The following is a 22,848-nucleotide window of genomic DNA, read 5'->3' on the forward strand; positions in this document are numbered from 1 at the left end:
GCGATCCCCATGAGGGGAACGTGCGGAGGGAGGGAAAACTGTGTCGGAGATCCGCATCAAGGAAAATGAGTCTATTGACAGCGCACTGCGTCGCTTCAAGCGTTCGTGTGCCAAGGCGGGTACGCTTTCCGAGCTCCGCAAGCGTGAGCATTATGAAAGCCCGAGCGTAAAGCGCCGCAAGAAGTCTGAGGCTGCACGCGCAAAGAAGAAGAAGTTCCGCTAAAATAGAATTTCCAGAGAGCAGATGGTTAAACGTCTGCTCTTTTCTTTTTTCTGCACCGCCCCAGCAGGGCGCACGAATCCGCTTACGCAGTTTGTGTACCCCGATTAGCTGGTGCAAATTAGCAAATCAGAATTTCCGGCATTACCGCCGATAACCCTGCATACACCTGTATAATGGAGGACAAAATGATGAATATAACCGTATATCTGGGTGCAAACGAGGGCCGTGAGCCTGCCCTCAAAACCGCCGTGTGCGAGCTTGGCGCATGGATTGGTGAGCACGGCCATACACTGGTCTACGGCGGCTCACGGGTCGGTCTGATGGGCGCGGTCGCGGAGAGCGCACTGGCTGCAGGCGGTAAGGTAATCGGCGTAGAGCCGCGCTTTTTTATCGAGCAGGAGCTGCAGCTGGACGGTCTGACCGAGCTGATCGTCACCGAGGATATGACTGATCGCAAAACCAGAATGATCGAGCTTGGAGACGCGTTCATCGCCTTTCCGGGTGGTACGGGCACGCTCGAGGAGATCGCCGAGGTGATGAGCAAGCTGGCACTGAACCAGCTGGATGCACCGTGCATTTTCTATAATCTCAACGGCTATTACGACCATATGAAGGCACTGCTCGACCACATGATCGAGATGGAGCTGTCCACCAAAGAACGGCAGAAGAAAATCTATTTTGCGAACACCTTGGAAGAGGTTACAGCACTTTTGAATTGAGAATGAACGTATCGGGTTTGCGGTCGCGTCATTTTCAATTTAGAAACGGTATGTTTACGGTTTCTTCAAACTTTCTACATACTTTAGACATGGGATTCCTGTATTCTGTAATCACAGCAGGGGAACAGCAAGATGAGTGCTAAGAACCGCTTGCCATCCCTTTTGAAATAGATACTTCATAGGAAATCTTTTTCTCCGACTGTGTGAGCAGTCAATCCTTCAAAAATCTGTCTGGCCCTGTGGGACGGAATACCGCGCAGGCTCCCGGACAGTCCAAAAACAAGAGGTGCAAGACACCCATTGGGCAATACCGCATAATTTTCGCAAAGCACCGCGGCAGCGGCGCAAGAAGCCGCTGCTTTAATTGCGCGGTGTTGCCCCATACAACGCGCTTTCAGCAGGAACTGAGAGCGCGCATTTTTTGCGTTCGGACAAAATAGGGGGCAAGGCAGTGATTTGTCTGGTTTTAGCATTTCTATGGATTGCGAAAACAGAACAATTGTTCTGTTTTGTTGACATAAACAATGATATGGTGTAAAATTGATATAAATGACTATTTCATATCTGAACAGATATAATAAAGTAAGTAAAACTTCGGAAATTGGGAGTTAAAGTATATATGAGCAAAGCAAAGCCGTCATACGGCAACGAAAGCATCTCCTCGCTGAAGGGTGCGGACCGTGTGCGCAAGCGCCCGGGCGTTATCTTCGGCTCGGACGGACTGGAGGGCTGCGAGCACGCGGTCTTTGAGATCCTGTCCAACTCGATCGACGAGGCACGAGAGGGCCACGGCACCGAGATCATCACCACACGCTATGCGGACGGCTCGATAGAAGTCGCTGACCATGGCCGCGGTATCCCGATTGAATGGAACGAAAACGAGCAGCGCTACAACTGGGAGCTGGTCTTCTGCGAGCTGTACGCAGGTGGCAAGTACAAGAACGATACCGGCGAAAACTATGAGTTTTCGCTTGGCCTTAACGGTCTGGGCACTTGCGCGACGCAGTATTCCTCGGAGTACATGGACGTCACCGTCATCCGTGACGGCTTCGAGTACGGCCTGCACTTTGAAAAGGGCGAAAACAAGACCGGCACCAAGGAAGGCTACACCAAGAAGGCGACGAACGCGCGCAAAACCGGCACGACCATTCGTTGGAAGCCCGATCTGGAGGTATTCACGGATATCAACATCCCTGTGGATTATTATCTGGATACGCTCAAGCGGCAGGCGGTTGTCAACAGCCACATCAAGTTTGTGCTGAAAAATCAGGTGGGCAGCAGGTACGAGACCACCGAATTCCTCTATCAGAACGGCATTGTGGACTATGTGACTGAGCTGGCAGGCGAAAATCCGCTGACCTCGGTGCAGTTCCTCGAGGGCGAACGACGCGGACGCGACCGCGCCGACAAGGCCGAGTACAAGGTGAAGCTGTCGTGCGCGTTCTGCTTCTCCTCGGCGGTGTCGCAGATCGAGTATTACCACAACTCCTCGTGGCTGGAGCACGGCGGTGCACCGGACAAGGCCGTTCGCTCGGCGTTCGTGTCTGCCATCGATGCGTATCTCAAGCAGAACAACAAGTACAACAAGAGCGAGAGCAAGGTCACTTATCAGGATATTTTCGACAGCCTTGTGCTTGTCACCAACTGCTTCTCCACCCAGACCTCCTACGAGAACCAGACCAAGAAGGCCATCACCAACAAGTTCATCCAGGAGGCCATGACCGAGTTCCTCAAGGAAGGACTCGAGATCTACTTTATCGAGAACAAGGCCGAGGCTGACAAGATCGCAGAGCAGATCCTGATCAACAAGCGCAGCCGCGAACAGGCGGAAAAGGCGCGTCTGAATATCAAAAAGAAGCTGTCCGGCAATATTGACCTCGCTAACCGTGTGCAGAAGTTCGTGGACTGCCGCACCAAGGATGCGTCCCGCCGTGAGCTGTATATCGTCGAGGGTGATTCCGCGCTCGGTTCGGTAAAGCAGGGCCGCGACAGTGAATTTCAGGCCATCATGCCGGTGCGCGGCAAAATCCTCAACTGCCTCAAGGCGGATTACGATAAAATCTTTAAGAATGACATCATAACCGACCTCCTCAAAGTCCTCGGCTGCGGTGTCGAGGTGCGCGGCAAGGCGGCAAAGGACCTTTCTGCGTTCGACCTCGAAAGCCTGCGCTGGCACCGTATCATCATCTGCACCGATGCCGATGTGGACGGCTTCCAGATCCGTACGCTCATTCTGACCATGCTGTACCGTCTGGTGCCGACGCTCATCGAACAGGGCTACGTTTATATTGCGGAGTCGCCGCTGTATGAGATCACCTACCGCGACAAGAGCTATTTTGCGTTCGATGAGAGCGAAAAAGCGGCTATCCTCAAAAAGCTGGAGGGCAAAAAGATTCTTATCCAGCGCTCCAAGGGTCTCGGCGAGAACCAGCCCGAAATGATGTGGGAGACCACCATGAACCCCGAAAACCGCCGCCTGATCCGCATTACGCCGGATGAAGCGGCTGCCACGAGCGAAATGTTCGACCTGCTGCTCGGCGACAACCTCGCCGGACGCAAGGAGTATATTGCCGAGAACGGCGCGGATTATCTCGAGCTGGCAGATATTTCGTAAGATATGCGAGGGATGCGCAATGTCTATTGAATTATTGACGGATAATCACCGGGAAAGTGTATTAAATGCTTTGGGTGAAAGTCAGCAAAGAATCTATATTGTTACACCATTTATCAAAAAGCAACCAGCACATAGATTAGCACAGATTATTCAAAAGAATAAGGTAGACTGTGTACTGATTTCACGGTTTAATTATGAAAATTTTGCGACCGGTGTAAGTGATATTGACGCTTTGATTGAACTGCATCAAGCGGGTGCAAAAGTCTTGGCACTGAAAAATCTGCATACAAAACTCTATTTAATAGACAATCGTATAGTGATACTGGGTTCTGCCAATTTTACGAATGGCGGTTTGCAGGGCAACCATGAATTGTCTCTTATTGCGACTGATGAATCACAGTTGTTTCAAAAATGCGATGAATATTTTGCAGATATGCGCGCGGCGATAGAAGCTGACTACAAAGGCATAGTTACTGGAGAATGGCTTCATACCGTAAAAAAGAAAGTGCAGCAGCTTTGCAAGGATAAGAAAAAGAATGCTTCAACGGTAGATAAAACTGGAGATTTAGGTGCGGAGCTGTCGCATAAAGCGACTGTGGAAGAAAATGATACTGTACAGGATTTTTTGCAGTTGAAGCCGAAGAAAAAAACGCAGAATCGCTGCTGGCTAAAGTTTTCGGCAAGTTCTGCACAGAGAAAGCCGTATAAACCGAATCAAATACAGCCATATGCATTTGATTATAATAAAGAGGGGCAATGTGCAACTTATTTCTCGGAGAAGCATAAGCCGCGGAAAATACAAGAAGGCGATAAAATCTTTTTGGCATTGCATTCGTGGGATAAGAATGGAAAAGCCTGCCCGATTATTGTAGCGCAAGCGTTTTGCCATGAATTTAAGGAAGAAAACAAATTAGATGAAGATTGCCAATGGCCGTATTTTATTGAGTTGTATAATGAACAAGCCCTTCCGGAAGTAAGCAAGACCATTCAATATGGCGTACCGCTGTATGAGGTGGTGGAAGCATTAGGTACAGATATGTATGCTTCTTCGCAGGGAACGAATAAGCCGTTGGAAACGCTTTTGCACAGTCATCGGCAACAGGCATATTTGGAATTAACAGATAAAGCGAGAGAATACTTAGAATCGAAATTCAGAGAATAAGTTCCTGAGATGAACGGGAGAGCATAATGGCAAAAAAGAAAACCGACGAACCAAAAGTATATAAAGAACACCCCTCGGTCGATCAGCGCATCACGGACACGCTGCGCGAGAACTACATGCCGTACGCGATGAGCGTTATCGTGTCCCGCGCGATCCCGGAGATTGACGGCTTCAAGCCGTCCCACCGCAAGCTGCTGTACACCATGTACAAGATGGGCCTGCTGAACGGCAACCGCACCAAATCTGCGAACATCGTGGGTCAGACCATGAAGCTGAACCCGCATGGCGATGCGGCTATCTACGAGACTATGGTGCGCCTGACACGCGGCAATGAGGCGCTTCTCATGCCGTTTGTGGACAGCAAGGGCAACTTCGGCAAGGTATACTCGCGCGATATGGCATACGCCGCGCCGCGTTATACCGAGGCAAAGCTGGATGCGTTCTGTGCCGAGCTGTTCCGCGATATCGACACCGACGCAGTGGATTTTGTGGATAACTATGACGGCGAGATGAAGGAGCCGACGCTGCTGCCGACGACCTACCCGAACATTCTCGTGTCCGCGAATACCGGCATTGCGGTCGGCATGGCATCCAATTTCTGCGGCTTTAACCTCGCGGAAGTCTGCCGCACGACCATCGAGCTTATCAAAAATCCCGAGCACGATATCCTTTCCACGCTGCCTGCGCCGGATTTTACCACCGGCGGCGAGCTCATCTACGATGAAGCGGAAATGCGTGCCATCTACCGCACCGGACGCGGCTCGTTCAAGGTGCGCGCAAAATGGGCGTACAACAAGAAGGACAACCTGATCGAGATCACGGAGATTCCGTACACGACCACCATCGAGGCCATCATCGACAAGATCGCCGAGCTGGTCAAGAACGGCAAGGTGCGCGAGATTGCCGATGTGCGCGACGAGACCGATCTTTCCGGTCTGAAGATCGCCATCGACCTCAAGCGCGGCACCGACCCGGAAAAGCTGATGGCCAAGCTGATGAAGATGACTACCCTGCAGGACAGCTTCTCCTGCAACTTCAACGTGCTGATTGCAGGCATGCCGCGCGTGCTCGGCGTAGCCGAGCTGCTCGATGAGTGGACGGCATGGCGCACGGAATGTGTCCGCCGCCGCGTGTTCTTCGACCTCAACAAGAAGAAGGACAAGCTGCATCTGCTGCTCGGTCTGCGCAAAATCCTGCTCGATATCGACAAGGCAATCAAAATCATCCGCGAGACCGAAGAGGACGCAAATGTTATCCCGAACCTGATGGAAGGCTTCGGCATCGACAAAATCCAGGCCGAATTTATTGCGGATATCCGCCTGCGCAACATCAACAAGGAGTATATCCTGAAGCGCACGCAGGAGACCGAAGCACTCGAAAATGAGATTAAAAAGCTGGAGGAAATCGTCAAATCCAAGGCGAAGATCCGCAATATCATCATCAAAGAGCTGGAGCAGATCATCAAGAAGTACCCCTCCGAGCGCCGCACGCGCATCATCACTGCGGACAACGTGCAGCAGTTCGACGAGGAGGACCACATCGAGGATTATCCGGTGCTGCTGTTCCTCACCCGCGAGGGCTACTTCAAGAAGATTACGCCGCAGTCGTGGCGTATGTCGCAGGACCATAAGCTCAAAGAGGGCGATGAGGTGTTCTGGACGGCTGAGGCGACCAACAAGAACGAAATTATCTTTTTCACCAATATGCAGCAGGCGTACAAGGCGCACCTGTACGACTTTGAGGACAGCAAGGCGTCTGTGCTCGGTGATTACCTTGCGTCCAAGCTGGAGATGGACGAGGGCGAAACGCCGGTTTATGCCGTCCTGCCGGGTGACTACAAGGGCAGTATGGTCGTTGTGTTCCAAAACGGCAAGGCAGCCCGGTTTTCGATGGAATCCTTCGAGACCAAGACAAATCGACGCCGCCTGACCGGCGCGTACTCGGATAAGGCGCCGGCTGTGGCGTTCTTCCACCCAATCGAGGAGGAGAGCGAGATCACCATGTTCTCGACTGCCAACCGTGCGCTCACGTTCCGCGCGAGCATGCTCGATGTCAAGACAACCCGTTCCACGCAGGGCGTGCAGACCATGGTGCTGCGCGGCAAGCATACCATTACGCGGGCGTGCCGCACCGAGGACGCCGCGCTCAGCGATAACGCGCGTTACCGCTGCCGCAGTATTCCGTCCATCGGCGCATTGCTTACCGATGAGGATCTGCCGGATAAGCAGCTCAAATTGCTTTAATGCGAAACGCAGAGGGTTTCCTCTGCGTTTTTTCTCTGCACCGATTCTGTGGGGGACACGAACTGCCGCAGGCGTGTTCGTCCTGACGGGCGGGAAGTTTTTCGCTGAACCTCAGCGGGGAGTTGCGCTCTGCGGAGCGCGGGGATTCGCCGCGCCCCGCGGCGGGGAGTTGCGCTGACGCCGCGCGGGCGCACAAGAGGGTAGACACCTGCGGTTTCCACCCTCTTGTGAATCACCCCTTTCCCGTAGAGGGTCTGGCGCAGATTGCCGACATGTGACCGCTGTGAAATAAGGGGAACGGCAGAGGAGTTTTTCTACCGTAGGGGAGCACAGTGTGCTCCCATGTCGAGACATATTCGCAGTGTCGGATACTGTTCTGCTACACATGTGGTTTCATCTACGCAAGCGCGGCATGACAGTGCCGCGCAACCCTTTGGCACGTTATACCGGAAGGCACCTGCGAATTTAGGTGTTTGGCACAATTTATCTTCGTAGGTGCTGTCTATCATAACGCGCTAACGAATTGCGCGGCACTGCTATGCCGCGCCTGCGAAGACTTTCCGGTCTGTGTAGCAGAACAGTATCCGACACTGCGAATATGTTGAGAAAGATACGGAAGAAAAAATTCTCTGTCGTCTCCCTGTTTCGAAGCGGTCACATATAGGAAATCTGCGCCAGATTAGGAAGCAAGGGAAAGGCAGGAGTTCAAAGAGGAAGGAAAACCGCAGGTTGTCCTTCCTTTTTGCCCCCGCCGCGGGGCGCGGCACGCTCCCGCCGTCCGCAGACGGCGAATCCCCACGCTGAGGTTCAGCGGAAAACTCCCCGCCCGTTAGGGGTGAACACGCTGACGCAGTTCGCGCACCCCGCAGGGTCGGTGCAGGAAAAGGAGCCGCCCCGTCAGGGCGAACCCGCTGACGCAGTTCGCGCCCCCGCTCAGCCGGTGCAGCGGAAAAGAGTGCCGCACACGGACATCTGTCCACCCGTGAAAACCAAATATTTTTACGCTTTACACTATAAAAGCGATGTGCTATAATACAGGGTATAAGAGCGAAAAAACGAATGTAGGGAGGGATAGACCATGAATCGAAAGTTGAAGGACGAGGATATGGACATTCTGTTTCGCGGTATTCTCAAGCTGCAGACGGTTGAGGATTGCTACGACTTTTTTGAAGATCTGTGCACGATCGCCGAGCTGCGTGCCATGGTGCAGCGCTTTCAGGTGGCGCGCATGCTGGATGAGGGCCGCATTTACAGTGACATCGTACAGGAGACCGGCGCGTCCACCGCGACGATCAGCCGCGTGAACAAGTGCCTTGTGTACGGCTCGGACGGCTACCGCAAGATGCTCGACCGGCTCAAAGAGGACGAAACAGCAGAGGAGAGCCATGAATAGTTACGAGACTCTGTCGGAATACTATGACCGCTTCACGGATGACGTGGGCTACGAGGAATGGGCAGACTTTTTCGAGCGCCTGTTTGAGCGGGAAGGCGTAAAGCCGTCGCTGGTGCTCGATCTGGCGTGCGGAACCGGCAGTCTGACGCGCATTCTGGCGCAGCGCGGCTATGATATGATCGGCGCGGATGCATCGCCGGAAATGCTCATGCAGGCGCTGCAGAACACGCTGGACTGTGAGCCGCGTCCGCTGCTGCTCAATCAGCGTATGGAGGAGCTGGATCTGTACGGCGCGGTAGACGCGTGCCTGTGCTGTCTGGACAGCGTAAACTACGTCACTGAGCCGGAAGCACTGCAGACCGCCTTTGAGCGCGTACACACGTTCCTCAATCCGGACGGCCTGTTCGTATTCGACATCAACACACCCGAGAAATTCGCCCGCATTGACGGCGAAAGCTATGTCCGCGAGGACGACGGCGTATTCTGCGTATGGCAGGCGGCGGTCGAGGACGGCCTGTGCGCCTACCAGTTCGATATTTTCGAGCAGGAGGACGATGTGTGGCACCGTGCGCAGGAAACGCACGAGGAGCGCATCTACGAGCCTGCACAGCTGACCGCCATGCTGGAGCAGGCCGGTTTTACCGAGATCAAAACCTATGGCGATCAGTCCTTTGCGCCCGTACAGGGCGGCGAGGACCGCATTTACTTTACAGCACGAAAGAGAGATTAACTTATGAGCGATACGTTACTTCGCGCGATCGCCCGTGACGCGGGCATCCAGATTTGTGCAGCCAGCACGACCGAGCTGGTCGAGCGTGCACACGAAATCCACAGCACCACGCCGCTGGCTACCGCAGCCCTCGGACGAACGCTGACCGCGACTGCCATCATGGGCAGCCAGCTCAAGGTAGAGGACGGCTCCGTGACCGTGCAGATCAAGGGCAACGGCCCGCTCGGCGCGATCGTCTGCGTCGGTGATTCGGATGGCTATGTGCGCGGCTATCTGCAGGACCCGGCTGTCGATCTGCCGCTGCGTGCGGACGGCAAGCTGAATGTAGGCGGCGGTGTCGGCCGCGGCTATCTGATGGTGATTAAGGACATTGGTCTGAAGGACCCGATCACGGGCACGGTTGCGCTCGTCAACGGCGAGATTGCCGAGGACCTGACCCGCTATTTCGCGGAGAGCGAGCAGATTCCGTCTGCGTGCGCGCTCGGTGTGCTCGTGGATACCGACTGCTCGGTCAAGTGCGCCGGCGGCTGGCTCGTGCAGCTTATGCCGGGCGTGAAGGATTCCGACATTGACAAGCTGGAGGCCAATCTGGCGAAGCTGGAGAGCATGACTGCTATGCTCGATAAGGGCATGAGCCTCGAGGACATCATCCGCGCGGTGCTCGATGGCTTTGAGGTAGATTTTCTGCAGACCAGTGAAATCGGCTACCGCTGTGCGTGCAGCCGTGAAAAAGTAGAGCGCGCGCTCATCAGCATGGGCAGGACCGAACTTTGCAAGATGGCGGAAGAACAGGGAAATAGTGAGGTAACCTGCCAGTTCTGCGATAAAATCTATCGTTTCAGCCGTGCAGAGTTGCAGGAACTTTTAACACACGCAACGAAATAAAAAGAAAATAAAAAAACTTTGAAAAAAGTGTTGACATTTGGGCACAGGTTCTGTATAATAAACATCGTCGCTGAGAGATACGAACGAAAACGAAACAGCGACGACGGCCTGGCCCGGTAGCTCAGTTGGTTAGAGCGCTAGCCTGTCACGCTAGAGGCCGTGGGTTCAAGTCCCATCCGGGTCGCCATTCTTCAATCGGAAACGGTTGAAGGAATATGCCTCTGTAGCTCAGTCGGTAGAGCAGGGGACTGAAAATCCCCGTGTCGGTGGTTCGATTCCGCCCGGAGGCACCATTTTTATAATGAGTGCCACAAGCACTCATTATAAAAATAATCCCTTTCGAGTAAGGAATCGAAAGGCGGCTCTTAGAAATATGCCGGTGGCATATTTCAACCGCCGTGGCTTTTGCCGCAGCAAAAGCGATTCCGCCCGGAGAGGTAAATTCGGAGCGGCAGGAAACTCATCTTCGAGTCGAAACAGCGCGTCAGCGCAACTTGCCAAAAACTCTGAGTCCCAGCAGGTTCGCAACCTGTAAAAACTAAATATGCGGCTGTAGCTCATCTGGTAGAGCGCCACCTTGCCAAGGTGGAGGTAGCGAGTTCGAGCCTCGTCAGCCGCTCCACATGGTACCATAGCCAAGCGGTAAGGCGTGGGACTGCAACTCCCTGATCCCCAGTTCGATTCTGGGTGGTACCTCCAAAAGACTGATGTGAAAACATCAGTCTTTTTGTTTTGCACAAAATCACACGAATTTGCACAAATTCAGGTAAAGGTTGACAAATACGGCAGACGGTGTTATATTTCACCTATGGATGCACTACGGCGTCCATGCAATAAAAGGAGGAATTTAATATGACACTCAGAAAGCGACTGATCGCGCTGAGCATGGCGGCAGCCTGCGCAGCAACAGCCTTTGCCGGTGCAGCATTCACCGACCAGAGCAGCATCAAGGTGGACGGCAAGGTAATCGACACCCTGACCGAGAAGAACGTCATCAAGGGCTACGAGGACGGTTCGTTCAAGCCGGATAAGACGGTTTCCCGAGCGGAAATGGCCAAGATGATGTTCGTACTGCGTACCGGTTCGGATGATGCGTCTTACTACGCAAAGGATATGACCGACACGTTTGCGGATACGGCCGGTACCTGGTCGAACGGCTACGTTAAGTATTGTCAGGCGTACGGCATCGTTTCCGGCAAGTCGAGCACGGTTTTTGCGCCGAATGCGTCTGTAACAACTGCTGAAGCCGCGAAAATGCTGTTGGTATACAGTGGCCACGATGTACAGAAGGATGGTCTGACCGGTGCACAGTGGAAGGAAAATACCTTGAAGCTGGCAGATAAAGACGGTCTTCTGGTCTCTGTAAATACAAAGCCGGATGATGCACTCCCGCGTCAGTATGCCGCGCAGATGATTTACAACGCAATCAGCAAGTAAGCACGCAGCAAAGGAAAAGTCCCTCACCCGAGGGACTTTTTTGCTGTCTTAACAATCTTCATAAAATCTAAAGAAATTCCCTGCGGAAAACAACAGAAACCTGTGGTAAGATAGAAGTAACGAAAGGGGGAAGGGAAAATGGAAAAGCTGACTGTTCTGGTAGTGGACGACGACCGCGAGATCGTGGAAAGCATTGCGATATTCCTGCAGGCGGACGGCTATCTGGTACGCAAGGCGTACAACGGTCTGGAGGCGCTCGATATCGTCATGACCGAGAACGTACACCTTATCATCCTTGACATTATGATGCCCGAGCTGGACGGCATCAAAACCTTATTAAAGGTAAGGGAAAGCAAAAACCTGCCGATCATCCTGCTGTCGGCCAAGAGCGAGGACGCGGACAAAATCCTCGGACTGACCGCGGGTGCGGATGATTACATTACAAAGCCGTTCAACCCGTCCGAACTGGTCGCGCGCGTGAAAAGCCAGCTGCGGCGCTACACTCAGCTGGGCGCGATGCAGATAAAGGAAACGCAGATTGCCATCCGCGGACTGGTGCTCGACACCGAGAGCAAAAGCGTGACGGTAGACGGCGAAGCCGTTCGTCTCACACCGCTCGAATACAAAATACTTGAGCTGCTGTGCCGTCATCCGGGCAAGGTGTTCTCCACGGAGGAGATTTACCGACAGGTGTGGAATGACGATATTGTCAGTGACAACGCCATTGCCGTCCATGTGCGGCACATCCGCGAAAAGATAGAGATCAACCCGAAGGAGCCGCGCTACCTCAAGGTGGTGTGGGGCGTCGGCTACAAGATCGAAAGGAGCGAGTGAGTATGAATATCAAGGGGATCTTACGCAGTACGGTAGTAAAGCTTATCGCGTTTGCAGGCATTGTGGGGTGCTTTGCAGGTGCACTGTTTCTCGTTGAGAACACGATAACAGGTTTTGCCGCGAACGGCCTTGACCAAATGGTCTATCGCTTTGAGAGCGATTTTGCCGACTCGTCCTATATGCATCAGCAGCTCGGCATAATGTGTGCTGAAATGGCGAATGCGTTTGAGGATGGCATGGACGCAGCGGAATTCAGCAGGCAGCATACGGATTTTGCGGGAAACTATTTCGGCAGAATGGGCGATAAAACGGTCGGCGATGACACGCTGACCGAAGCCGCGGCAAAAAATTCTGCGTTTTACATGATCACACGGCCGGGTGGCAATGTGCAGTCCAACGTGGGAATGTACTACGGCTATCCGCTTGCGGTTTACGATGAGGAAACGGACAGTTACGGCTACTACACCGAGGAGGATGCGGCAGAGGAAGGCTGGAAGTTCAATAAGTTCAATCCGTACCCGTCTAACACCCTGCTGCTGGTGCGCTTCACGGACGCACAGGCTGCCCCCATCAAGGCTGAGTGGGAAATGCAGAAAACGCAGATTACCGGCGTGCTCCATCGGGCGATTGTGCTGACGTGCATTGCACTGGTGCTGTTCGTGTTCCTGCTGTTCGTCACCGGCCGCAAGCCGGAGGATGAGGACGTGCACCTTGTCACCATCGACCGTCTGCCGGTGGAAGTGAACGTGCTGTGCTTCTGGGCGGTGCTCGGCACGGCAGGCGGACTGAATCTGGCACTGATGGGTGAATTGCTGAACGGCACAAACGACATGTCGATATTGCTCGTACCGTCCATCCTGTTTTTTGTCGCGGCGTTTGCGTTCGCACTTGAACTTACGCTGTCGCTCGTGCGTGTGATCAAGAACCGCAGCTTCGTCAAGCAGTGCTGGTCGATTCGATTCATCCTCTGGTGCTGGCGAACCTTTATTAAGGTATGCAAGTGCATCCGGCAAAGTTTCGGAAAACTGCGCCGCATGCTGTTCCACGACTACAAAACGCGCAACGTTGTGCTGCTCTTTACGGCGTATTCGGTTGTTCTCACGTTCCTTGCGGCGGTGTTCGGCGGAGTGGGCGGCTCGTTTTTTGTCTTCGTGCTCGGCGCGGTCTGGTTCCTCGCGGCAGGTTACTTTCTCATCAAACGCATCACCGGCTTTGAACGTATCGTGGACGCGCTGCGCCGGCTGCGGGCGGGTGATCTCAGCTTCAAGCTGACCGACATGCCGAAGGGCGTGTTCGCTGAAATGGCCGAGGACATTAACTCGCTCGGTGACGGCATGCAGGCAGCACTGCAGAACGAAGTCCGTGCGGAACGCATGAAAAGCGAACTGATTACCAACGTCAGCCACGATCTGAAAACGCCGCTGACCAGCATCCTCAACTACTCCGATCTGCTCGGCAAAATGGATTTAACGCCGGAGGAGGCGAACGACTACGCCCGCATTATCCATCAAAAGGGTCTGCGGCTCAAGAATCTGACGAGCGACCTGTTCGATATCTCCAAGGTGCAGTCCGGCGCAGAGCAGATCATCAGCGAACGGCTGGATGCGTGCACGCTCGCTCGGCAGGCGCTCGCGGAGCAGGACAAGGCCGTGCAGGAGAGTGGCTTGACCGTCAAAGCCGCTATTCCCGAGCGGGAGCTGCCCATTTGGGCGGACGGACGCAAGCTGTCCCGCGTGCTGGAGAATCTCATCGGTAACTGCGTGAAATATGCACTCAAGGGCACACGCGTGTTCCTCTCTGTTGCAGAGGAGAACGGTCAGGCAATTATTGAACTCAAAAACACCGCCAACTACGAGATGGACTTTGCCGCCGATGAGATCACCGAACGGTTTGTCCGCGGTGACGCGGCGCGCTCGACCGAGGGCAGCGGTCTGGGTCTCGCCATCGCAAAAAGCTATACCGAAGCCTGCGGCGGCACATTCGATGTTTCGGTGGACGGCGATCAGTTTAAGGTGCGTATCGGCTTTCCGGTGTATGGCACGACGGCAAAGTAAATTTTTCGCGGAAATGGAAATCTTATCTTGTAATTTGGATTACAACCGCTATAATAGGAATTGACAAGAAACTGCGCGAGCGGTAAGGGCAACACCGCAGCTTCAATCATGCGGTATTGCCCAGGACAAGAAAGGCGGAAAGAATTATGATTACGACTGCAAGCGAACATCAGGTAGATAAGGTAGAGCAGATGGCCGGCGGCAAGGGCCACGTTATCATCGAGCACCTGCTGGGCGAGAAGGAACTGGACGGCAAGTGCGGCCTGTACGCAAAGGTAACCATCGAGCCGAACTGCACGCTCGGCTTCCACGAGCACCACGGCGAGACCGAGACCTATTACATCCTGAGCGGTGAAGGCTCGTATAACGACGGTGAGAAGTCCTATCCGGTCAAGGCGGGCGATGTGACCTTCTGTCCGGATGGCACTGGTCATGCGCTGGATAACACCGGCGATACCGACCTTGTGTTCATGGCACTGATTATTATGAAGTAAGCGCGGAGACGCAAAGAACCCGAAACCTTGGCTTAACAGTGATAAGGAAGTAATTTAAACATGACTGTTAGCTGACGGATTCGGGTGCTAAAAAGGACATCTATTCTTTTGAGTAGATGTCCTTTTTTGTTGTGCCGGGAGGCTGTTTTGAATTGGGTCAGATGGCCCAGCGCTGGCTTTCGGTCTGCAGATCCACCATGTGGGTGTACTGGCCGTTCCGGGCATAAAGTGCATCGGGTGCGCCCTGTTCGGCCACCACGCCGTCGGACAGCACCACGATTTTGTCCGCCCCAGCTACGGTGCGCATCCGGTGGGCGATGATAAGGACGGTTTTGTGTTTTATGAGCCGGGAAAGAGCCTCCTGAATGGCAGTTTCGTTCTCCACGTCCAGACTGGCGGTGGCTTCGTCCAGCAGAATGATGGGCGCGTCCTTCAGGAAGGCGCGGGCAATGGAAATGCGCTGACGCTCGCCGCCGGAAAGGGCGCAGCCATTCTCGCCGATGTTCGTGTTCCACTTGTCCGGCAGCTTTTCGGCAAATTCCTCGCAGTTTGCCAGCTTTGCCGCTGCAAGGACCTCCTCGTCGGTCGCGCCCTTGCGCCCCAGACGGATATTTTCCAGTATCGTATTGTCAAACAGAGTCACATCCTGAAACACGATGGAATACAGGCTCATGAGCTTTTCCGGGTCGATTCGGGAAACCTCCATGCCGCCCACGGTGATGCTGCCCTTCTGGTAGTCCCAGAACCGTGCCGCCAACCGGGAAACGGTAGTCTTGCCGCCGCCGGAGGGACCCACCAGTGCCGTGACCTCCCCCTGCTTTGCGGTAAAGGAGACATCCCGCAGCACCGTTTCGCCGGAGTTGTAGGCAAAGCCCACATGGTCGAACACGATGTCGCAGCCCTGATTGGTCAGTTGCTCGCTGCCGGTCTGCAGGGGAGCGTCCAGAATCTCGTTCATCCGCCCCACATTGGTGCGCATGGCAATGACCGCCGCCAGATTCTGCAACGCGCCCTGCATAGGGTCATACATCCGGGAAGCCGCCATCAGGAACAGAAACAGGGTCAGCACATCGATACTGCCCTGCACCAGCAGCACCGAGCCGGTGAGTGCCACCGACGCAATGCCCAGCTTGAGCACCATGCTCGCAGAGGACACGAACAGTGCTGTTTCCAGCTCTGCCACGATGGACTGCTTTTCCACAGCCCGAATTTTGCCGGAAAGACCGGACAGATACCGCTGCTCCGCATTGCTGGCTTTCAGGTCACGGAGGGTTTCGATGTACTCCTGAATGCCGTCCGCACAGGCCATTTTCGCCGCCATGGTCTTGGCCTGCACCTTGTCCTGCACCCGGTAGCTGCCCACCACGATGGCGGCGGATACCGGGATGACCCACAGGGCTGCCAGCGCCATCCGCCAGTCAAAAGTGAACAGGCTCAGGGCAATGAGCACCGTAGAGATGAGGGAGCCGAATAGACCGGGGATGAAGTGGGAGCAGTCCTTTTCCAACACCTCGCAGTCTGCCATGATGGTGCTGGTCAGGTCGGCAAGATCCCGCTTGCCGAAAAAGGACAGGGGCAGCCTGCGCAGCCGTTCCGCAAGGGTCAGGCGGCGGGTGCCGCTCTCTTTATAAGTAGTAAAATAGGTGCCGTTATACTGGAACCATGTGGTCAGCAAGATCAGCGCAAAGCAGGCCGCACACCCCAGCAGATAAAAGGCGGTTCTCCCGCTCGTTGAGCCTGCCAGCAGATCTTTTACCAGGAGATACAGCAGCCCGGTGGGCAGCATAAATGATATATTCTGGAACGCACACGCCAAAACGCCCTTTACAAGCCCCCTTGCGCCCTCCGGGGAACTGGCCGTGGCGTGTTGAATTTTTTCGATCATCTTTACCCCTCCTTTGCGACCTTCCACTGCACCGATGCCTGATATTCCTGCCACATCCGGGCAAACAGGCCGTTCTGTGCGCACAGTTCGTCCTTTGTGCCAGTCTCAGTAATACGTCCATCCTGTACCACATAGATGCAGTCGGCATTGGCTACGGTGGACAGGCGGTGTGCGATCATCAGCACGGTTTTGCCCTTGGCAAGCCGGGCAAAGGCTGCCTGCACCTTAGCTTCATTGTCCGGGTCGGCAAAAGCGGTAGCCTCGTCCAGAATCAGGATGGGCGCATTTTTCAGCATGGCGCGTGCAATGGCAATGCGCTGCTGCTCGCCGCCGGACAGATACACGCCCTTGGTGCCGATAACAGTATGGATGCCCGCCGGGAACTTTTCTATAATATCCATGCACTGCGCCGCTTTCAACGCTGCCAGCACCTCGGCTTCGGTGGCCTGCGGTCTGCCCAGACGGACATTATCCAGAATGCTGCCCTTGAGCAGGCGGCTGTTCTGGAACACAAAGGAGATGGTATCCATCAGCTCTTCCTTGGGGATTGCCCGCACATCCGCTCCGCCCACCCGGACGCTGCCGCTCTGCACATCAAAGAACCGGCAGACAAGGTTTGCCAGCGTAGATTTTCCGCCGCCGGAGGGACCTACAAAAGCCACAGTCCGTCCCGGCTGAATCTCCAGCGAAACGCCCTTAATAACCTCGTTTTTTCCGTCGTAGCTGAAATGCACGTTCTGCAGCGCGACAGAAGCATCCTGCGGGTGCTGCGGAACAGCCTGAACCTGCATGGGTGCTGCCTCCAGCACCGAGTCGATGCGTGCCAGTGCATCCGCTACCACCATCTTGTTCTCGCTCATGTACATTATGCGGGTCAAAGTCAGGGAGATCACCGGAGTGATGATGATATAGAACAGCAGGTTCAGCAGAAATTCCGGCGTGACACCGTGAGCCGTGAACAGCAGCCCGCCTGCAATCAGAAAGGCGAACACGCCGTTGACGGCGGCGGTGTAGAACATCATGGGCAGGCGCAGGTCTTTGGTGTAGGAGATGACCCACTTTTCGTACTCATCAATGGTGGTCTTGAATTTTTTGAAGGAAAACACACTCTGCCCGAAGGTCTTGACCACCGGAATGCCCCGGACGTATTCCACTGCCTCGTTGGACATGGCCTCCAAGGCGTTGCCGTACTGCCGCATTTTTTCAACCATCCGCTTGCCGGTCATGGTCGCCATAATGAGGAATGCCAGCACCACCGGCGCAAGGCTCAGCAGCCCCAACCGCCAGTCGAACGCCAACAGCAGCACCAGCAGCCCCACCGGGGTGGCGATGGCATTGTACTGGTCGGGCAGCTGGTGGGCAAGATAGGTCTCGGCGGCTCCGGTGCTCTCGTGGATGATCTTGCGCAGTTTACCGCTGCCGAAGGTCTCAGCAAAGCCCAGCGGCAGCACTGCCAGATGCTCCGACACTGCCAGCCGCAGATTTGTCGCCACCCGGAACGCCGACAGATGGGAGCACATCAGTGCCGCAATGTAAATAAGGTAAGACAGCACTGCAAATAACACTGCCATCCAGCCGTAATGAGGAATGTTCACCGCCTGCGCATAGTTTGGCGCCGCGTTCAGCACATCCCGCAGAATCTTCCAGATGTATACAAAAGGCACCAGTGCCACCAGCGCACTGGTCGCAGACAGCATCCACGAAGCGTAGGTGAAATATCGGTGATTCCCGGCGTAACCCATCAGCCGGGAAAGATCGGATTGTTTTTTCAATTAAATCACGTCCTTTCTTCCGCATGGCGAAATTCCAGATGATAAGCAAGGCACAAAAGCAGCAAATTTCTTTTTCATACGGTACCTCCTGAAGTTCTTTGGTTAGTGTTCTCTAACTGCCGGATATTCTAACATGATTTGTGCTTTCAAACTATTCCGTTTTGTTTCCTATATTGTTTGTTCAAATCCAATCTTCACGATCTGCATATTCATCACTCCGTCACCGACCCTTGCAAGAAAGCGGAAAAATCCGCTGACGGACGGGTCTTTCAGGTCGTGGTAGCCCAGCATATAGCCCCGGCTGGCGATATGCAGGCGACTGTCCCATGCACCGATCTCGCGCTTGGCGTCCGAAACGGCGAAGTACGCGCCGACATCCTTGATTTCCGCATTCTTCAGCCATGTTTTCAGCATCAGCTTTACTGCCTTCTCATTGGCGGCATCGAACGCCAGTACAGCGCCCGGAAAAGCGTCTGCCATAGCACGTACCAGTGTTTTTACCTGCTCCTTTAGGAAATAGTAGAACACTCCCGCAGCAAAGAAGACCGCACCGCCGGAGGTGTCGATTCTCTCAAACCACGATGTATCGTTGAGGTCGCAGGGGATGTTTTCCTCCCGATCCCTGGCCGGGAGCAGCTCGTTGCGCACAGCGATGACGTCAGGAAAGTCCAGATTGTAGAGCTTGCACTTACCGTTATCGCAAGCCCGACCTGTGCTGTCCAACCCGCAGCCGAGATTCACCACCGCCGCATTGGGATGACTTTTCAGATACTCCCGCACCTCGAAGGCAAGGTCGTTCTGCCGCATGGCAACCTCTAAAAAGCCAAACCGCTGCATGAGTCTGTGGGATTTCTTCTGAAACGCCGAAAAATTATAGTCCACCGCATTCACCAGCCGCAGTGCCGTTTCGTCCCGATAGAGGCTTGGATATACCTCTGCGCACATTTTCCGTGCATAGAGTGGGATGATCAGCGTTTCCTGTACAGTGTTTTTCTCGATTTTATAGTTCATGGTTTTCCCCCCTCCCTGCAAGTAATTCCCACACTCTGCCTCCGGCGCCTGCCATAGGTCTTTGCCATTTCCTCCGCCACCGGCAGTGCGCCGCGATAGCATACGCCGCCGTGGGGCATCACCATCAGCTCCGGGCACTCCTGTCCGAACTCAAAATATTTCAATACTCCGCCACCTCACACTCGTTTCTTTTGATATCCGCAGTCGCAGTAGGGTCCGCCGGAGGCAAGGGTATACTGCCGCACAAAATTTGTCGCACCGCCGGCCTCGCTCATGGCGTAGTCCAAATGACACATGGCGGGTGTCAGGTCATAAAGCCCCAGCTCCTGCATCAGCGTGCAGATGCCGCATTTCGTGAAGCGCCCCTCATAACCGCTGCCGTCGGGATACTCGTAAAAGTCCATATTCCACGAGTAGGGGTTGCGGTCAGCCGCCTTCCGGGCGGCGGTGGCTTTCATTCCGGCAATATCCTTGGGCGTGAACTTCGACTTGCCGCTTTGGCGGCAGAACCATTTCATCAGCGGCGTCATCTGAGCGTTCTCATAGTATACCGTCAGCGACTCCGTATCCGGCCGCCTCGGCATACAGAGAACAAACGCCCCCAGCATGGCGCAGCCAATGATGTTCATGCTGAACCGATCACCTTTTTCAAATTCGGGCAGCTTTGCGATGATCTCACGGTACTTCGGCTTGGCCTTTTCCGTGATCTTACGTGCGGTGTCCGGGTCATAGCCCAGTACCGCCGTCAGCTGCGCTTGAAAGGACTTCGCAAACACTGCCCATATGGCTATGGGCATTCCCATCCAACGCATCTCACTTCGCTCCTTTCCATTCTGCCAGAGTCCGGTTCATCCGCTTCTCGATGTCTATCCGGGTCCGGCGGCATTCCTTGGGATATTTCTTTGCCGCCTGAAACGCCAACTTTACAAACAGACCGGAGCCAACCGGCAGCATGATTTTCAGCATCCCCTCCGGAAAGACAAAGTGGGTGCCGTGAGCATAAACCATTGTTTCAATCTCGCATTCATGCGGCTTTTCCGCAAGGCGCTTTTCCATACGGCGGATATACTTTGCGGTATCCCACAGCGCATCGTCCTCCGCGCCGATCAGCAGCAGCTTTCCCCGGATGTTTTCAACAGGAATATATTCTTCCGGCTCGATCGGATGCATCACCTCGGAATCGTCAAACAGCTTGCGGGAGTTAACCATATCGCCAGTGCGCTTGCTCTCTGCGGCGACGCAGTGCCAATAGTCAGGATGCTGATAGCAAAACGGCATATAGGGCAGCAGCTTGCCCCGGTAGGAGAACAGCGACTCGCCCTCGACCGGCCATTCCTTGCAGCCGTCCCTTTTGCCCTGCATGAAACCCTGCCACACAAAATCGCTGGGCGTCATGGCAATGGTCAGGGTAACATCCGGGAACATGGCAGCCGCTGTCAGCGCGAGCGTTCCCGTAGTCGATGCACCGGCAATGCCAATTTTATGGTTGCCGTTGGCTTTCAGCCACGAAATGGCCGTCTCCACACGCTCCAGCGGATAATTATGATGGCCGTAATCCTTTTTCGCAGGCGACATGGTGAGCACATTTACGCCCCGCCCGCAGAGCCATTTCACGGCTGAACGCGCAAGCCGATCCTCCGGATCGTCACCAATCATCGCAATGACCGCGCAGTCCGATCCGCCGGCACACGCCCAGTACGCGCCGTAAAAGCCGGCGGTCTCCACATCAAAGTGCTGATGCTTCATCGCTTTCCCTCCATGATATCCTTCACCCACTGCACCCAGCGCTCCGGATAACAGGCCAGCAGCTCCTCGTGCTGCAAGTCCTGCTCGTGAATGGCTGGGTTTGCAAAGTGCCGTTCATAGCGCTCGCGGTATTTCTCACCCATTTTGAGCGCATAGAAAATATGAATCTCTGTTCCCGGAACGTTGATCTTGTCCGGCAGCGGGGTGACAAGGTCGGAATAGAACTGATTCTTGCAGCTCTGCACGGTCACATAAGGTCGTGCGCCGCCGAGCATCTCCATGAACGCTTGCACATAGTCGCCCATTTCCGACTTTCGCTGCGTGAGGCGTTTTTGCAGCAATCGACTCTTGAACCGTCCGTCCCGTATCACCGGGTAGATCAGCGGCAGGAGCAGATTTGTTTGCAGCTTTGCTGCGAAAGGGGACGCCTGATCCAGATCAGAGCTGCCGAGAATTCCGTAATCCATATGAATATTCTGCCGCGCCGCCAGCAGCCCCACAAAAGAGCCGCCCAGCGAGCAGCCATAGCTCGCCCGGATATGTCCGCCGCAATGTTTCTGAATGTAAGATTCTATTTTCTCTGTTTCCTCCAGCATAGTGGGAAACTCGGTATGTTCCGTTTCATCGAAACCATCGTAGCTGACGCAGAGAACGCGATACCTGTCCGACAGCAGCGGAATGACCCGTCCAAAATTGCCCTTCCAGTGGCAGCAGGTGCCGGGAAGCAGTAGGATGACCGGGGCATTTTCTGCGCCGAAGGAATAAACCTTCATCTCCCCACCCCCTCCAGGAACCCACTCTTTGCCATTTTTTCCGTGTCGTCCGATTCATCATAAGCGTCGTAAGGCGCGGTGGGGTCGGGAACCCGCTTTTGGAACGGTGAGCAAAGCTTGTCCTTATGGGCAAAGGCGAACTCGAAGTTGTCCGTCCAGCCGGTGTGACCGGTGAGAAACAGCGGATGCAGGTCACGGCTTTGCAGCTTCTGCTCCAGCGCCGCCAGCGACTTTACCGCCAGTTTGTTGCTTTCTGCCAGAGAGGAAATGAAACTGTAGCCGCCGTCCGCGCCGAACCAGATAGTGTCGCCGGTGAAGAGATATTTGTCGTCAATGAGATAGACCATATGCCCCCATGTATGGCCGGGGACGAGAAAGCACTCAATTTTGATGCCGTCAATCTCGAAAGTCTCGCCGTCATGCAGCAGCACCTTTTCGTTGTTAATTGTGACCTGCGGCAATTTATAGAGATGATATATGACTTTTCGCCGCACCTCGCCGGTGAGATACCGGTTTTCAATCTCGCCGATATAGAGCTTTGCGCTCCGGAACAAACCGGGGCTGTCTGCCTCCACCGCGCCCACGTGGTCGGTGTCCTGATGAGTGATGAGGATGTGCCGGACGGACTGCGGGTCGATGCCCAGCCAGTCCATTTTTTCTGCCAGCCGGTCGTAGTTATACCCAGCATCGATCATGATGGTGGTGCCGCCCTTGCGGTAGAAGAAAATGTTTGCCACCCACTCCCGCACGCAGGCCACGCGCTCATCCACCCAGCCGGTGTTCAGCGGCTTGAATATCTCCTTGCCGCGGTACATCTTGCTCATTTCTCTTTTCTGAAACTCGGTGGCTTTCTTTGACATCGGTATTTCCTCC

20 protein-coding genes and 4 tRNA genes are annotated in these 22,848 nt (G+C 54.6%); 16 read left to right on the top strand and 8 right to left on the bottom strand.

Going from position 1 to position 22,848, the window contains the following annotated elements; all coding sequences use genetic code 11:
• The first annotated feature begins 40 nt into the window (after window positions 1–40).
• From rpsU to DW088_RS08665, 16 genes are all read left to right on the top strand, one after another.
• A complete protein-coding gene (gene rpsU / locus DW088_RS08590; protein ID WP_031472056.1) occupies window positions 41–223 on the top strand; it encodes a 30S ribosomal protein S21 in 183 nt (60 codons plus the stop codon).
• A 188-nt stretch (window positions 224–411) separates the two neighbouring features.
• Window positions 412–942 (top strand): TIGR00730 family Rossman fold protein, encoded by a 531-nt coding sequence (locus DW088_RS08595; protein ID WP_118360402.1) that lies wholly within the window; start codon window positions 412–414, stop codon window positions 940–942.
• 619 nt (window positions 943–1,561) lie between these two features.
• Complete coding sequence (locus tag DW088_RS08600) at window positions 1,562–3,556, top strand: DNA gyrase/topoisomerase IV subunit B (RefSeq protein ID WP_117492738.1); 1,995 nt, start codon at window positions 1,562–1,564, stop codon at window positions 3,554–3,556.
• A 19-nt stretch (window positions 3,557–3,575) separates the two neighbouring features.
• Window positions 3,576–4,718, top strand: a complete 1,143-nt coding sequence (locus tag DW088_RS08605; RefSeq protein WP_158574645.1) for a phospholipase D family protein — start codon at window positions 3,576–3,578, stop codon at window positions 4,716–4,718.
• Between the two features lie 26 nt (window positions 4,719–4,744).
• On the top strand, window positions 4,745–6,961 hold the full coding sequence (locus tag DW088_RS08610; RefSeq protein ID WP_118360404.1) for a DNA gyrase/topoisomerase IV subunit A: 2,217 nt from the start codon (window positions 4,745–4,747) through the stop codon (window positions 6,959–6,961).
• 1,078 nt (window positions 6,962–8,039) lie between these two features.
• Complete coding sequence (locus DW088_RS08615) at window positions 8,040–8,354, top strand: YerC/YecD family TrpR-related protein (RefSeq protein WP_110436460.1); 315 nt, start codon at window positions 8,040–8,042, stop codon at window positions 8,352–8,354.
• Window positions 8,347–9,084 carry a class I SAM-dependent DNA methyltransferase gene (locus tag DW088_RS08620; RefSeq protein ID WP_118360405.1) on the top strand — a complete coding sequence of 246 codons (738 nt, stop codon included), beginning with the start codon at window positions 8,347–8,349 and terminating at the stop codon, window positions 9,082–9,084. The genes DW088_RS08615 and DW088_RS08620 overlap by 8 nt, the downstream gene beginning before the upstream one ends.
• A 3-nt stretch (window positions 9,085–9,087) precedes the next feature.
• Complete coding sequence (gene hslO / locus DW088_RS08625) at window positions 9,088–9,969, top strand: Hsp33 family molecular chaperone HslO (RefSeq protein ID WP_118360406.1); 882 nt, start codon at window positions 9,088–9,090, stop codon at window positions 9,967–9,969.
• Window positions 9,970–10,079: 110 nt separating this feature from the next.
• Window positions 10,080–10,156: transfer RNA gene (locus DW088_RS08630), tRNA-Asp, on the top strand.
• A gap of 30 nt (window positions 10,157–10,186) precedes the next feature.
• Window positions 10,187–10,262, top strand: a tRNA-Phe gene (locus DW088_RS08635).
• 253 nt (window positions 10,263–10,515) lie between these two features.
• Window positions 10,516–10,591 (top strand) — tRNA-Gly (locus DW088_RS08640).
• 3 nt (window positions 10,592–10,594) lie between these two features.
• Window positions 10,595–10,668, top strand: a tRNA-Cys gene (locus tag DW088_RS08645).
• Between the two features lie 153 nt (window positions 10,669–10,821).
• Window positions 10,822–11,406 (top strand): S-layer homology domain-containing protein, encoded by a 585-nt coding sequence (locus tag DW088_RS08650; RefSeq protein ID WP_118360407.1) that lies wholly within the window; start codon window positions 10,822–10,824, stop codon window positions 11,404–11,406.
• 147 nt (window positions 11,407–11,553) lie between these two features.
• The gene (locus tag DW088_RS08655) at window positions 11,554–12,240 is read left to right on the top strand and encodes a response regulator transcription factor (protein ID WP_382728514.1); all 687 of its coding nucleotides are present in this window, start codon (window positions 11,554–11,556) and stop codon (window positions 12,238–12,240) included.
• A 2-nt stretch (window positions 12,241–12,242) separates the two neighbouring features.
• Window positions 12,243–14,294 (top strand): HAMP domain-containing sensor histidine kinase, encoded by a 2,052-nt coding sequence (locus DW088_RS08660; RefSeq protein ID WP_118360408.1) that lies wholly within the window; start codon window positions 12,243–12,245, stop codon window positions 14,292–14,294.
• Window positions 14,295–14,440: 146 nt separating this feature from the next.
• Window positions 14,441–14,788, top strand: coding sequence for a cupin domain-containing protein (locus DW088_RS08665; RefSeq protein ID WP_116704968.1), 348 nt, complete (start codon window positions 14,441–14,443; stop codon window positions 14,786–14,788).
• 157 nt (window positions 14,789–14,945) lie between these two features.
• On the opposite strand, the gene DW088_RS08670 is transcribed toward DW088_RS08665, so the two are convergent.
• The 8 genes from DW088_RS08670 to DW088_RS08700 all read right to left on the bottom strand — a co-directional run bounded on the left by DW088_RS08670 (window position 14,946) and on the right by DW088_RS08700 (window position 22,835).
• Window positions 14,946–16,673, bottom strand: a complete 1,728-nt coding sequence (locus DW088_RS08670; protein ID WP_118360409.1) for an ABC transporter ATP-binding protein — start codon at window positions 16,671–16,673, stop codon at window positions 14,946–14,948.
• Between the two features lie 2 nt (window positions 16,674–16,675).
• Window positions 16,676–18,445, bottom strand: a complete 1,770-nt coding sequence (locus DW088_RS08675) for an ABC transporter ATP-binding protein (RefSeq protein ID WP_118360410.1) — start codon at window positions 18,443–18,445, stop codon at window positions 16,676–16,678.
• 168 nt (window positions 18,446–18,613) lie between these two features.
• The gene (locus tag DW088_RS08680) at window positions 18,614–19,456 is read right to left on the bottom strand and encodes a class I SAM-dependent methyltransferase (protein WP_118360411.1); all 843 of its coding nucleotides are present in this window, start codon (window positions 19,454–19,456) and stop codon (window positions 18,614–18,616) included.
• The gene (locus DW088_RS15865) at window positions 19,453–19,620 is read right to left on the bottom strand and encodes a hypothetical protein (RefSeq protein WP_158574646.1); all 168 of its coding nucleotides are present in this window, start codon (window positions 19,618–19,620) and stop codon (window positions 19,453–19,455) included. The genes DW088_RS08680 and DW088_RS15865 overlap by 4 nt, the downstream gene beginning before the upstream one ends.
• 12 nt (window positions 19,621–19,632) lie before the next feature.
• Window positions 19,633–20,268 carry an L-2-amino-thiazoline-4-carboxylic acid hydrolase gene (locus DW088_RS08685; protein WP_118360412.1) on the bottom strand — a complete coding sequence of 212 codons (636 nt, stop codon included), beginning with the start codon at window positions 20,266–20,268 and terminating at the stop codon, window positions 19,633–19,635.
• Between the two features lies 1 nt (window position 20,269).
• Window positions 20,270–21,202: an acyl-CoA thioester hydrolase/BAAT C-terminal domain-containing protein gene (locus tag DW088_RS08690; RefSeq protein WP_118360413.1), complete on the bottom strand. Its 933-nt coding sequence runs from the start codon at window positions 21,200–21,202 to the stop codon at window positions 20,270–20,272.
• Window positions 21,199–21,975, bottom strand: a complete 777-nt coding sequence (locus tag DW088_RS08695; protein ID WP_118360414.1) for an alpha/beta fold hydrolase — start codon at window positions 21,973–21,975, stop codon at window positions 21,199–21,201. The genes DW088_RS08690 and DW088_RS08695 overlap by 4 nt, the downstream gene beginning before the upstream one ends.
• Window positions 21,972–22,835 carry an MBL fold metallo-hydrolase gene (locus DW088_RS08700; RefSeq protein WP_118360415.1) on the bottom strand — a complete coding sequence of 288 codons (864 nt, stop codon included), beginning with the start codon at window positions 22,833–22,835 and terminating at the stop codon, window positions 21,972–21,974. Before DW088_RS08700 ends, DW088_RS08695 begins: the two co-directional genes overlap by 4 nt.
• Between the last annotated feature and the right edge of the window lie 13 nt (window positions 22,836–22,848).

Origin of the sequence: Butyricicoccus sp. AM05-1 (assembly GCF_003474415.1) — a bacterium.
In the GTDB taxonomy this organism is placed as follows: Bacteria; Bacillota; Clostridia; order Oscillospirales; family Butyricicoccaceae; genus Agathobaculum; species Agathobaculum butyriciproducens.

Excerpts from the sequence above, each read along its gene's own strand:
- DW088_RS08595 (WP_118360402.1), top strand. The coding sequence starts at position 412 with ATGAATATAACCGTATATCTGGGTGCAAACGAGGGCCGTGAGCCTGCC.
- DW088_RS08600 (WP_117492738.1), top strand. The coding sequence starts at position 1,562 with ATGAGCAAAGCAAAGCCGTCATACGGCAACGAAAGCATCTCCTCGCTG.
- DW088_RS08605 (WP_158574645.1), top strand. The coding sequence starts at position 3,576 with ATGTCTATTGAATTATTGACGGATAATCACCGGGAAAGTGTATTAAAT.
- DW088_RS08610 (WP_118360404.1), top strand. The coding sequence starts at position 4,745 with ATGGCAAAAAAGAAAACCGACGAACCAAAAGTATATAAAGAACACCCC.
- DW088_RS08615 (WP_110436460.1), top strand. The coding sequence starts at position 8,040 with ATGAATCGAAAGTTGAAGGACGAGGATATGGACATTCTGTTTCGCGGT.
- DW088_RS08620 (WP_118360405.1), top strand. The coding sequence starts at position 8,347 with ATGAATAGTTACGAGACTCTGTCGGAATACTATGACCGCTTCACGGAT.
- hslO (WP_118360406.1), top strand. The coding sequence starts at position 9,088 with ATGAGCGATACGTTACTTCGCGCGATCGCCCGTGACGCGGGCATCCAG.
- DW088_RS08650 (WP_118360407.1), top strand. The coding sequence starts at position 10,822 with ATGACACTCAGAAAGCGACTGATCGCGCTGAGCATGGCGGCAGCCTGC.
- DW088_RS08660 (WP_118360408.1), top strand. The coding sequence starts at position 12,243 with ATGAATATCAAGGGGATCTTACGCAGTACGGTAGTAAAGCTTATCGCG.
- DW088_RS08665 (WP_116704968.1), top strand. The coding sequence starts at position 14,441 with ATGATTACGACTGCAAGCGAACATCAGGTAGATAAGGTAGAGCAGATG.
- DW088_RS08670 (WP_118360409.1), bottom strand. The coding sequence starts at position 16,673 with ATGATCGAAAAAATTCAACACGCCACGGCCAGTTCCCCGGAGGGCGCA.
- DW088_RS08680 (WP_118360411.1), bottom strand. The coding sequence starts at position 19,456 with ATGAACTATAAAATCGAGAAAAACACTGTACAGGAAACGCTGATCATC.
- DW088_RS08685 (WP_118360412.1), bottom strand. The coding sequence starts at position 20,268 with ATGCGTTGGATGGGAATGCCCATAGCCATATGGGCAGTGTTTGCGAAG.
- DW088_RS08690 (WP_118360413.1), bottom strand. The coding sequence starts at position 21,202 with ATGAAGCATCAGCACTTTGATGTGGAGACCGCCGGCTTTTACGGCGCG.
- DW088_RS08695 (WP_118360414.1), bottom strand. The coding sequence starts at position 21,975 with ATGAAGGTTTATTCCTTCGGCGCAGAAAATGCCCCGGTCATCCTACTG.
- DW088_RS08700 (WP_118360415.1), bottom strand. The coding sequence starts at position 22,835 with ATGTCAAAGAAAGCCACCGAGTTTCAGAAAAGAGAAATGAGCAAGATG.